19 protein-coding genes are annotated in these 11,540 nt (G+C 33.2%); all 19 read left to right on the top strand.

Annotated elements, in window-relative coordinates; genetic code table 11:
• The first annotated feature begins 8 nt into the window (after positions 1–8).
• Entirely contained in the window at positions 9–662 is a 654-nt protein-coding gene (locus RWN13_RS20415) for a hypothetical protein (protein WP_314067540.1), read from the top strand.
• Between the two features lie 20 nt (positions 663–682).
• On the top strand, positions 683–1,192 hold the full coding sequence (locus tag RWN13_RS20410; RefSeq protein WP_314067539.1) for a hypothetical protein: 510 nt from the start codon (positions 683–685) through the stop codon (positions 1,190–1,192).
• Positions 1,193–1,281: 89 nt separating this feature from the next.
• Entirely contained in the window at positions 1,282–2,043 is a 762-nt protein-coding gene (locus tag RWN13_RS20405; protein ID WP_314067538.1) for a hypothetical protein, read from the top strand.
• A 268-nt stretch (positions 2,044–2,311) separates the two neighbouring features.
• The gene (locus RWN13_RS20400; protein ID WP_314067536.1) at positions 2,312–2,608 is read left to right on the top strand and encodes a hypothetical protein; all 297 of its coding nucleotides are present in this window, start codon (positions 2,312–2,314) and stop codon (positions 2,606–2,608) included.
• Positions 2,609–2,792: 184 nt separating this feature from the next.
• Positions 2,793–3,269, top strand: coding sequence for a hypothetical protein (locus RWN13_RS20395; protein WP_209530860.1), 477 nt, complete (start codon positions 2,793–2,795; stop codon positions 3,267–3,269).
• On the top strand, positions 3,256–3,636 hold the full coding sequence (locus tag RWN13_RS20390; protein WP_314067534.1) for a hypothetical protein: 381 nt from the start codon (positions 3,256–3,258) through the stop codon (positions 3,634–3,636). The genes RWN13_RS20395 and RWN13_RS20390 overlap by 14 nt, the downstream gene beginning before the upstream one ends.
• Before the next feature lie 259 nt (positions 3,637–3,895).
• Positions 3,896–4,279: a hypothetical protein gene (locus RWN13_RS20385; RefSeq protein WP_314067533.1), complete on the top strand. Its 384-nt coding sequence runs from the start codon at positions 3,896–3,898 to the stop codon at positions 4,277–4,279.
• 14 nt (positions 4,280–4,293) lie between these two features.
• Complete coding sequence (locus RWN13_RS20380) at positions 4,294–4,947, top strand: hypothetical protein (RefSeq protein WP_314067531.1); 654 nt, start codon at positions 4,294–4,296, stop codon at positions 4,945–4,947.
• Between the two features lie 102 nt (positions 4,948–5,049).
• Positions 5,050–5,460, top strand: a complete 411-nt coding sequence (locus RWN13_RS20375; protein ID WP_314067530.1) for a hypothetical protein — start codon at positions 5,050–5,052, stop codon at positions 5,458–5,460.
• Between the two features lie 37 nt (positions 5,461–5,497).
• Positions 5,498–6,034 (top strand): hypothetical protein, encoded by a 537-nt coding sequence (locus RWN13_RS20370; RefSeq protein ID WP_314067528.1) that lies wholly within the window; start codon positions 5,498–5,500, stop codon positions 6,032–6,034.
• Positions 6,035–6,179: 145 nt separating this feature from the next.
• On the top strand, positions 6,180–6,425 hold the full coding sequence (locus RWN13_RS20365) for a hypothetical protein (protein WP_314067527.1): 246 nt from the start codon (positions 6,180–6,182) through the stop codon (positions 6,423–6,425).
• Between the two features lie 229 nt (positions 6,426–6,654).
• Entirely contained in the window at positions 6,655–7,098 is a 444-nt protein-coding gene (locus RWN13_RS20360; RefSeq protein ID WP_314067526.1) for a hypothetical protein, read from the top strand.
• Positions 7,099–7,102: 4 nt separating this feature from the next.
• Positions 7,103–7,447, top strand: coding sequence for an endonuclease V (locus RWN13_RS20355; RefSeq protein ID WP_314067525.1), 345 nt, complete (start codon positions 7,103–7,105; stop codon positions 7,445–7,447).
• 64 nt (positions 7,448–7,511) lie between these two features.
• Positions 7,512–8,165, top strand: a complete 654-nt coding sequence (locus tag RWN13_RS20350) for a hypothetical protein (RefSeq protein WP_314067524.1) — start codon at positions 7,512–7,514, stop codon at positions 8,163–8,165.
• Between the two features lie 20 nt (positions 8,166–8,185).
• Positions 8,186–8,644 carry a hypothetical protein gene (locus RWN13_RS20345; RefSeq protein ID WP_314067523.1) on the top strand — a complete coding sequence of 153 codons (459 nt, stop codon included), beginning with the start codon at positions 8,186–8,188 and terminating at the stop codon, positions 8,642–8,644.
• A gap of 3 nt (positions 8,645–8,647) precedes the next feature.
• Entirely contained in the window at positions 8,648–9,064 is a 417-nt protein-coding gene (locus tag RWN13_RS20340; RefSeq protein ID WP_314067522.1) for a hypothetical protein, read from the top strand.
• On the top strand, positions 9,064–9,216 hold the full coding sequence (locus RWN13_RS20335) for a type II toxin-antitoxin system HicA family toxin (RefSeq protein WP_314067520.1): 153 nt from the start codon (positions 9,064–9,066) through the stop codon (positions 9,214–9,216). The genes RWN13_RS20340 and RWN13_RS20335 overlap by 1 nt, the downstream gene beginning before the upstream one ends.
• 73 nt (positions 9,217–9,289) lie before the next feature.
• Positions 9,290–9,685 (top strand): type II toxin-antitoxin system HicB family antitoxin, encoded by a 396-nt coding sequence (locus RWN13_RS20330; RefSeq protein ID WP_314067519.1) that lies wholly within the window; start codon positions 9,290–9,292, stop codon positions 9,683–9,685.
• Between the two features lie 586 nt (positions 9,686–10,271).
• On the top strand, positions 10,272–10,577 hold the full coding sequence (locus tag RWN13_RS20325; RefSeq protein WP_314067518.1) for a hypothetical protein: 306 nt from the start codon (positions 10,272–10,274) through the stop codon (positions 10,575–10,577).
• Positions 10,578–11,540: the final 963 nt, after the last annotated feature.

Below are 11,540 nucleotides of genomic sequence, written 5' to 3'. Positions count from 1 at the left end.
GAAGGTAATTGAAAATTAAAAAAGTAAATATATGGATTACGAGTCTATTATTAATGGTAATGTCAATGAGTGCATGTGGAAAACAAAACAATAGAGAAAGTGAAAAATACGAAACCACAATCACGAGCAGCGATGAATCTAGTAGTCTAACTGAAAATCAAAAAAATGTGATAGAAAATGGTTACCAGGTTGGTGATTATACAATTTATTTGACTGAGGAAAATAAGCAATCGCCACAAGATGTTAACATGTTCTTAGAAAATGAATTTTTTGAAAAGAACTTATTAGAAGTAAAAGAAAGTATTAATAAGGATTTAAAAATCAATATATTAACATATTCAATGCACTATTCTCCAGAAGAGCAAAGGTATACATTAGGTGTATTTTTCATAAACACATCTCAAGATACTATGGAAGAGCTAGCAATGACTGTTAGACCGATTTTTAAGAATGTACCTCAGACAGGAGATGCTACACCGATACACTTAGAAGGAGATAATTTTGTAGAACTACCACCGAATGGAACCATTATAAGAAGCTTTTCTGCAGACGCCCCAATTGAATTTTTAGATCAATTGAAGCAAAATAAAGGCGAAGATATAACTTTTGAAATCAAAGATTTAGAAATTAACGGTGAGAAAGTTAATAATAGTAATGAGTAACAATAGGAATGGAGATCGCGATGGCTATTAAAATAGAGTGGGCTAAATACTTGGTAGAGTCAACTAACTACCAACAAATAGTAACGGATGAGAAGTATTTAAGCAGTTGGCGAGAGTATTTAGAAAAAAAAGAGAATGAACTACCAATGAATGAATTAGTTGTTATTCCTAATAAATTAGTGATTAATGATCAATCGATGGTGTTGGATTATGTTTTGATTAATAGAACCGATAGCCCAATTAAAGACGTAGAGATGAATGTAACATTGTCACTATTGGAAAAAGATTATTTTACAGGGTTTTTAAGGACGACTAAGGATGCTTATGATGAGCTCAGCGTGAATCATGGGCGTCTTGACCTTATTGATTTTGGAAATGATCGATACGAAAATCAAGAAGCATTTAATATGAAATCCCCATCTCCGTACGATGACTATTTTGATTTGCTGAAGGAAAATCAAGTAACTGACTTATCGTTTGAAATTGAAGAATTAGCAATCAATGGAGTAAAAGTTGACACTATCAATTGAAATCAAGAAAGCAGTGTACGGTGCTTAGTTACAGATTACTTGGATATCAGATAGGTGGCTATTTTGGAAAAAGAAAGGATGAAGAAACTATGAATAAATTAGACGATAGTTATTTTTATACATTTAAATTAAATATTCTATCAGGTAGACAAACTCCAGTAGCTTTGGGAAGTTTATTCAGAGGAATTATTTTTGCCCAATTTGTTGCTGGGGGAATGTCCCTATTCATGGCGCCAGCATTGATTCTTAATGAGCAAATAATTCACATATTGGCAATCGGTATTGTTAGTAATATTGTCATAGTTACATTATTTAGCTTCAAATGGCTGTACACGAAATTTCCTAAAATACAGTACCTCATTTTTAATATTAATACTTTATTATTTTCATTTTGTTTTATTATAATGGGGGGAGCAACATTTTTTAGTAGTACGGATGGCATTAAATCATATGATGAGTATCGTACCTTAGTTTTTGGAATATCTAATACAGTAGGCGTAATCGCATTATTTATCTCATTTTTTATTTTTCGAAATAATGCGATAAAAGGAAACTATCAAGAAGATAGCAGGGCTTCAGAAAAAATGATTAAAAATGAACTAGTCGGCAAGATATTAACACCAATATTAATTTTATCCTCAATATCAGTCCCTTTTATTATTAAAAGTTTAATCCCTAGTAATAGCTTAATGTTTGGATTTATGGGGTCACTACTTATATTTTTGGGGTGTGTGAGTTATGTCGGAACATCGTGGACATTTATGACGTTTTATTGCAAATTGAGATTTAAAAGTTTTAATCTGGATATTTCTGAATTAATAAAAGATGGAGAGAATGAAAGATTAGTTTAAGAAATAGTGTCAACCTATTCTAAAGCTGCTGAAAAGTAAGAACTATTAAAAAAACAATTAGTACCTTTTATTTGGGGTTATCAGCATCAGCCACGACATATTTCAGCTATAAAAAGAGAGGTAAAACTAGTTGGATGCTTATCTTGAGTATTCTGTCATAAACAACTATTCATCTTTTAATTTTTCTGTGATTACTTTAATTCTAATTTGAGTTAATTAGTTCACTAATAATTTGTTATAGAAGCTAATGAGAAAGACTAACTATATAATGGGACTACTAGAAGAATTAAATAAGAGTCTTCGAAATTATAGAAAAAACTTAGAAGTTGAAAGAGGAAAAGTAACAGAGTATCAAAAAAAAGTTGACGATATTGCCGAAATTTATGAAGCAATGAAAGAAAAAAAGAAGTTAATGACAGAACAAAAAAAAACCGTCAAAACATTTGTATCTGAAAATCATGTTTATTGGAAAGGTAATTTATTAACAGACGATTATCAAAAACCAGTAAAAAGTGGATTAGTTAACAGACGATTATCAAAAACCAGTAAAAAGTGGATTAGTTAACAGTGGCTATACAACAATAATTACAGATATAGATAACAATTTGGATGAGTTGAGAAATAAAAAAACTGAGTATGAAAATAAAATATTATCATCTAAAGGAATTATGGGGAGCATAGAGTCGAGTATAAATTCTTTAGGTAACTCTATTGCCAAATTATTAAATTAAATAAAGGGGTGCTGGGTTATGAAAAAAGAAATTAAGATAGGTCTATTTGACTCTCATAAAGAACAACTAAATATTCAAGCAGTTGTAGATGAAGTAAAAGAGATACAAGACTTTTTTGATGATGTAAAATTTGATTATGAAGAGAATACGATCAATTTTGTTTTTCTGAACGGTCAGTATTGTCATGTGAAAAGGACTATTTTAGTAAGGGGAGTCATAGTGAATCCAACAGTTGAGGATATAATTGGAATTCAAGCCAAGTTGAAATTAAAATTCAAGTATGAAGATGCACAAATTGCAGTAGCAACTCTTGATTTTCCGCAAGAATTTATTGGTCGACTTAAAAGCGGCACAGGAAGTTTATTCCATTTAGAGATACCTGTTAGGGGGTTAGAGAGTGATAAAAACTTTAAATATAGTGATATTGAAGGGCGATTAGAAGATGTTGAGTTGTTGAAAATAAATTCAATAGGAGAAGTTGATGAAAAAGAATAAAGTATATATATACGTAGCATCATTGATAGTACTGGCACTTTTTTTAGTAGGCTGCAGCGTTTCAGATGATTATCAAGGAGAATGGTTTGCCTTGGATGGAACTAATAGTGAGGTAATAATAACTATTGATGAAAAAAACTTAATCTATGAGAAGACGAAGCATCCGCTAAAACAAGTCGGTGTAGGGACTGAAAATGGAATGAAGTATTATAAAATTAAACTTGACGATGAAAATTTTATTTTGGTTTACCCTGAAAAAGAAAATGAAAATGAAGCCGTAATTATTAAGCCAAATGATGAAGATAGGCCGTTAGAAGGGAAAATTTTATTTAAAATGAATCGAAAAGAGTATCCAAAACAAAATTAACTGACGCTGATGTCTATAGGTTGTATGTTTCAATTTTACCTAGCTTTCAACTAAATAGTGTGTTGAAGGTTGGACTAAGATTGAACTTTTTCTTTTTAGATTAAAAAGAAAATTTTCGAAAGATGGAGTGATTAAACAATCGTGAAGTACTTAAGAGACTAACGTTGCATGCTATTCATGTTATGAGAATTGGGGATCAAGTATTAAAGATGTAGCTAGTGCCAGCTATTCGGGAAGTGCAGCGATTGAATTTATTGCGATGCAATTACTTCAGTCTAATGCTGATGGAACGATAACAGGTATTAGTAATACTGAAGTCAGTATTGGAAAAGTGGATAGTGAGATATCAGCAACAGGCTCAATTCAAGAGGTGCGTATCAAAGGGAGTGTGGAAATGTCTGCTAATTTCAATTTCATTGATGTTAAAAGTGATATAGTACGAGTTGAGATTCCGAGTATTGATAAAACTGTATCTGTAAAAGCCGAGGCTAATATAGGCGTTGGTGTAACAGCTAATGCAGAGATAAGTAAGAATAAAGTTACTGTAGAAGCGGGGATATCCGCTGGAGTTGGCGGAAAAATAAGTGGTAATGTTGAAACGACTAGTTTAGAGTCATCCTCATTACAAGATTTTGAATTTTAGAGAGGATTAAAAAAATGATGAAATATACATTATTATTTGCTGCGGTTATAGCGTTAGTGGGTTGCGATAATAAAATGTCCCAAGATGTCCCCAGTGCAAATGAGGATTTCGAACGAAGTAGTAATACAATGAGTAGTAGTGTAGAGGGGGTGGAGAAAATGAGTTCAACAGAAGAAAAAGAAACGATTAAAAGAAATGTTAGTGAATTTGATTTTAATTTTCCCGAAATCTATAAAAATGACGAAATCCATGCAGGAATTGTAGAGTATCAAAAAGAGCATTACTATAGACAAATTGGAGAAATAGAGAGTAGTATCGGTGATGAAATAAATTTTACTTTAACAGGTGGATATACAGACACAGTAGCGAATAGAATTATTTTATTTTATTTTATTTCAAATAACACTGATAAGAGTATTGAGTCCATTAGTTTCACACAAGATTTTACTTTTGAAACCGCGGGAATTAAAGAGGATTTCACTAATTCAATTAGCATTACTAAAGATGAGCTAGGAGTAATCCCAGCTAAAACCATTACTCCATTATTTGTTGATATTTATCCGAAAACAAAACTATCAAAAGAGGTAGAAAATTTTTATAACGGGGAACATTTCAAAAGTTTAGAGATCAAGAATATCATTGTTCACTATTCCGAGAAAAATAAGTAAATAATAACTAGTTTATTTTAAGTATCAGTTAGGGATATTTTTGCTAACTTGTTATGGCTATTTAAGATAATAAATCATGATTAACTAAGAAAGAGGTAAGGAATGGGAAAGGCTTATATTGAAAAAATAACGACGCCAATTATTGTACTCCAAATTATGTCAACGTTACTGAATGTTTATCAAGGTGTGCGTCAAGAGAACCTCTATTTTTTTAGTGGAAGCGAACAACTTATTTTCTGGGTGTTGCTGACAGCTCAATTTATAGTGACTATGTTTGTCACAATCAAGCAAAGTAATAGGCCCAAAAAAAGATGGGCGTGGTTAGTGGCAATTGGGACTATTTCCGTTGGTTTTACAGCGAAAAAGGTTATAACAACGGATACTCTCTACAGTATTGGCACTATTAATATACTGTTAATAGTAGCAGCCTTACTCTTACTTTTTCGTCAATACAAATACGATTATGTTTGGAAAGAAATTGAGAACAAAAAACGAGAAGAGCGTTCAAATTAGCTAATCCCTAAATAGGCCTGGAAAAGGAGCGTTAGCTTTGGCAGATAAATATGATTTAATGAGTGAGGAAGAGTTTAAAAATATGACAGATAAAGAATTTGAAGAATATCTTCAATTTGAAAAAGATGATTTTCCTAGGCACTATCAACGTATCAAGGATATAAAAGTTGAGACGATATTAACACCAGAAGAAGTCATCAAAGTTGCCAAAGAGTACCATAAAAAATCAAAGTCTGACGGAATTGTTAATGAGGACATAGAAAATAGATTGTTTTATGATGAAGCGTACACTTTTGAAATAAATAAAGAAGACAGAAGTAAAGATATTATCAAACCTGCTTGGCGAGTACAAGTAGATTTGCCCCCAAATCCATTTTTGATGGAAGATTTCACGTTTATTGTCTCTGATCAAGATAAAAAAGTGATGGATATGTTAGATCCAAATGGTCATCCAGTGTCTCATGGTAGCCCACTTACAGACGAAGATATAGATTATATTATGTCTGAAGAGTATCAAGAAGGTGATGAAAACAGAGATGACGAGATGAGGGAATCAAAAAAGAGTGAAAATTAATTGTTTTATTCTGCCATCAATATCGTCATTGATGGCAGAAATAAGATTGTCAAGAACTTCAAAAAAAATAGTTGTCTTTGGCGGATAGATTTACGTTTTTTTCTATCTAGCAGTCATTAAAGATGTATAGAAAGGCATGGATAATATGAACGAAGAACACGCAAGAGAAACCATTGAAATTGAAGGACTGAAAAGAGTAAATCTATTTAGAGAAGGAGCTCTTTCAGAAAGAGAAATGGTTATTAGGTATAATCAAGCTTCTGGCCGATATGATGTTTTTGGGACAGACGAGCGTGCAGTGCCAGTGTTTATAAGTGGATTTGAGTCTAAGGAAGAAGCTTTGGATAATTTTATTTCTAGGGCAAAAGTTGGAAAAGAAATTTGGAAATAACGCTCTGTTAGTCGAGAAAGTCTAGCACATTTAATCAGATAGTTAAGAACTTTCAAATATCTAGAATAAAGCCGTTAGTTTTAAGCGTAGAGGTTTGGTGTCTAAAAATTCTGAGAAAAATAGTAGAGAAGTGGAAGCGATAAACTTCCAGCAGGGGTATGGTTTGAAGAGTGTTTACACTATTCATATTTGCTGAATGGATTTGAAATGATATCGGAGGTAGTCAAACATGCAAAATAGCATATTATCAAAAAGTTATGTGCTTCAAAATGGTGTTAATTTCGAAAAATGTTTAACATATGGTGGTTTACATGGTTTGTCGATAGTCAGATACGGTGAAAATGGAGAAGAAATAGAATTTACAGGTTTGGCATATGAAGTTTATGGAAATGGTAACATAGAATCTTATATGTTCGTATCTGAAGGGATAAAACAAGGAGAAGTAGTGGATTTTTATCCTAATGGTGATGTGAAAAGTATCAGTAATCTGGATAATGGTGCTGCTCAAGGTAAACAATACAGTTATTATGAAAATGGACAATTAGAAGTGGAAGAAGAAAGAATTGCTGGTTTTCTAATGACTTATACAAAATACGATGAAAAGGGAACTATTATTGATGAAAAAAAAGAGCCGACTGAGTTTGATTTATTGATGGCAAAAAAATTTGGATAATAATATGGAATTAGAAATTAAGAGATACAAACAAGAACAGGAACGATGGCGCACTCAAATATCTTTGAATACTCACTTTGATCTAAAAGAAGTTAAGCTACTCACAGGTGTCGATTTGGCATATTGGTCTGAGGAAAACAAGGATTATGGCGTTTGCTCAATTGTTGTCATTAATTATTTGACTAAGGAAGTTATTGAAAAAGTATCGGTTGCTGATCGAATAACTGTCCCATACTATCCGGGGTACTTGGCTTTTAGAGAACTTCCCTTAATATTGAAGGCTGTCGAATGTTTGAAAAACCAACTGGATATTTACATGTTTGATGGAAATGGTTTTTTCACCCTTTAAACATGGGAATTGCAACATATTGATATTAATGTGGATATGTAATCATTTGTAAGGGGGAAGTTAATTGAAAATTAAAAAAGTAAATATATGGATGACGAGTCTATTATTAATGGTACTGTTAATGAGTGCATGTGGAAAACTAGATAATAAAGAAAGTGAAAAATACGAAACTACAATCACAAATAGCAGTGAGATAACTGGTTTAACTGAAAAACAAGAAGATGCCATAGAGAATGGGTTCCAAGTGGATGAGTACACTGTGTATTTAACGGAAGAGAATAAACAATCTCAACAAGACATTGAAAATTTTATAGAAAGTAACTTTTATGAAAAAAATGTTCTACAAGTTAAGGATAGAATAGACAAATCATTAAAGGTTAATATACTAACATACGCAATGAACTATTCCCCAGAGGAGGAAAGATATACGTTAGGGGTATTTTTCATAAATACATCTCAAGAAACTATGGAAGAGTTAGCAATGACTGTTAGACCGATATTTAAGAATGTACCTCAGACAGGTGAATTCGGAACCATTCATTTAAAAGGAGAGAATTTTGTAGCACTACCAACGAATGGAATCATTGTAAGAAGCTTTTCTGCAGATGCGCCAATTGAATTTTTAGATCAATTGAAGCAAAATAAAGGCGAAGATATAACTTTTGAAATCAAAGATTTAGAAATTAACGGTGAGAAAGTTAATAATAGTAATGAGTAACAATAGGAATGGAGATCGCGATGGCTATTAAAATAGAGTGGGCTAAATACTTGGTAGAGTCAACTAACTACCAACAAATAGTAACGGATGAGAAGTATTTAAGCAGTTGGCGAGAGTATTTAGAAAAAAAAGAGAATGAACTACCAATGAATGAATTAGTTGTTATTCCTAATAAATTAGTGATTAATGATCAATCGATGGTGTTGGATTATGTTTTGATTAATAGAACCGATAGCCCAATTAAAGACGTAGAGATGAATGTAACATTGTCACTATTGGAAAAAGATTATTTTACAGGGTTTTTAAGGACGACTAAGGATGCTTATGATGAGCTCAGCGTGAATCATGGGCGTCTTGACCTTATTGATTTTGGAAATGATCGATACGAAAATCAAGAGATGTCTCCAGGTAACTATGAGTTGAAGATTCATAGCTGTAGAGCGATTGAATATACTGGGAAAAAAAGAAAGGATCTATAGAGTATGCGAAAACCTGTCGAAGAAAATTCATCTTTGCAACAAATGATTAAAAGGGTAGCGGTGGTTCAGCTTGGTTCAACCATATTCCTAAGTTTATTAGCACTATTTTTAAGAGTCTCAACCGTGACTTATAACGGAGCGTGGGTGAGTACCAAAACATCTATGTTGGTGCTGCTTATCCAATGTGTCTGCTCCCTTCTATTACTGAAGAGCTTGTCAAAAAGTGTATTAAGAAGAAAAGCATGGTTAATTTGGTTTGCTAGTTGGGGGATTGGGCAAATAAATGTCATTAGTTACGGGAGTTATATGAATGTCAAACTCGCATTGTCCATTTTTCAAATTCCCCTAGCTTTAGTCAGTTTTATCTTAATTATCATGACTCATAGTTATATTAAACGGGTAAGAACGGTGTGGGATTAATGGAATGGATTGTGGATCCAAACGATAAGATAAAATACCGATGGAAGTATGCTGTGAAAAAGAAAGGATTTAGACCTATCGTAGTTCCGTTTCATAAGGAATTGAAAAAAGGGACAGAACGCAGCATTCTAAAAAGCGCCGGTTTAAAATAGTTTTTCTCACTCGATTTACACGTGTAGCACGTGTATTATAAAGGCATGAAACTATTCTAAATGAGGGGGGATAATGATGCTTAAGACATATGTGGCTGTCATACAAGAAGCAGAAGAAGGCGGTTATACGGTCCATTTTCCAGATGTAGAAAATGCCTATACAGAGGGAGATAATATTGAAGAAACCATGATAAATGCTCAAGAAGTGTTAGGCGTAATGTTGGCTTATCGGATTGAGGATGAAGAGCCTTTCCCTAAACAATCGTCTATTTCAGATATTAATAACACGTTGAAGTACAATCAGTTTGCCGCATTAATTCAAGTTGATTATACCCAGTACATTCGAGATTCTAAAGTGATAAAAAAGACATTGACAATGCCTGACTGGTTAAATAAAATGGCAGAAAAAGAAGGGATTGCTTTTTCGGCTACTCTAGTTGAGGCATTAAAAGAAAAATTAGGTGTTTAGCTGTGAACCTTTTCTTCATTGTAAGAGAAGGTTTTTTAGTGTTAAAAAATTATGAGGGCTATATTAACCTCTAATTTAAAATAATGTCAATTGTTCGTCATTTTCACTTGACTAATCTAGTTGTAACCCTTTACAATGGGAGTGTTAAGGTAGTGAAAAACCAACCAAATAAAAAATGGCACTTCTCAGATTGGACCGACCCTTTCTGAGAAGCCCTTAAGCGTCAGTCTCACCTGATACTCAAAGTTGCCAGTTAGTAAGAATTACTAACATATCTATTGTACTTAATTTTTGTGGATTGTGCTAGTCTTTTTCGACAAGCCTCTGGCAAAAAACAGCGGTATGTTAGGTCTATTTGTCTAACTCCAAACGAGCAGTCACAGGTCGCGATGAAGCGTCTGTGGATGACTCGTTTTTATTTTTTATTTGGGCTACCTTTAAATCGAAAGGTTGGTGTGCGTTGGAGGGCTAAGGGAGAAAGGAGGTTAAAATGGACTTACTTATACCGAGAATCAAGGATGATTAGTGATGAGCAGAACCATCATTAAGGATGAAAAAGAAGGCCCAGTCAAAGGAGGACAAAAAAATGGAAGAAAGAGGAAGGGACATACTCACGAAAAACAATCAGCCGACTAAAAGCATCATCTATCAAGATATCTATACCACCAAAGAAACCTTAGAAAAACTACAATCATGGGGAAGCATCTTGGAGTTATTCGCGACGTTTTTTGCTGATCAACGCAAAAAGCCTCTAAATAAAAAAGAAATTATCCAACAATACCATGCTATTTCGCAACTATTTGGCGTCTTTTTTGATGATTTTAAAAAGCAAACAAGTTTTTTGGAAAGTCAACTTGAAACGTTAGGAGCACGGAAAAAGGTACAGAACTAATAGATTAGTGCCGCTTATCCAGATGTGTAACTTATAATGAGGAAGAGCAATTCTGACAGGAGGAATTACCGTAAAAGAGGTCGCTGATGTTCATTTTAAGAAGAGTTAGAGTACAACGACCGTAGAATAAGCTGCGGTCGTTTGTTATTAAAAGAGCCCGAAAAAAACAATTCTAAGAGTTTACTCATAATCCACTATTGACCCTTGTTCTTAATGTATACATAAGGTAAAAGGTAAGTCAAAAACAGGTGTGTAAATTTAAAAAAATGCCAAGAAAAATTAACGCAAAGAGGTTGATACCAGACTTATTCTTCACTAAGCAATGGGAGTAGGAGAAGTTAAACTACTAATATTTTTGTGAGGGAATCGCGTTATTTAAATCAAAAAAAAGTTTTTTTGAAAAAGTTCCGATTTCAGGGTAAGAGTTATTTTTGTTATTTTATCAAACTATCTCAAGGGTTAGGGGAGTGTTAAGCAAGAGAAAAAAGAAAGGCGGAGGTCAGAATGGTCAAAGAGCGATACCAAAAGGACTAGAGTCAGCCTCTCAGTTGATAGTCCAGGTCAGACGGGATAACAGGTTGACTCAAAAAATCTGGTGGAAAAAAATGGGACTATACAATTTTGGAAGTAGAAGGAGTCATTAACAGAAAGTATGAACATCGCGACCGATAAGAGGATAGGGTCCCTAAAAGGGTTGATAACGTATCAAAGCCTGTCACGTTTAATACGACGATGTACTGATCAATAAGAGAAGGCCGTATGTAGAATAGAAAAATCAGAATGCTGTTGTATCGATGACTAGGGTTGCAATAAAACAATCAAAGGTATCAAAAGTTGTCACTTTTAAGAAAATAGCCAACAATTTAAAATAAGAAAGCAAAATAATCGAAAAATGTGAAATTGCTTTATAGCAAGGCTTGGAGTGGTAATAAATTATTGTGAGGTATCAAAAAGTGTGACTTT

Origin of the sequence: uncultured Vagococcus sp., assembly GCF_963518325.1 — a bacterium.
Taxonomy (GTDB): domain Bacteria; phylum Bacillota; class Bacilli; order Lactobacillales; family Vagococcaceae; genus Vagococcus_D.
The sequence above is the reverse complement of the archived record's forward strand: the minus strand, read 5'-3'. Positions and strand labels throughout refer to the sequence as shown.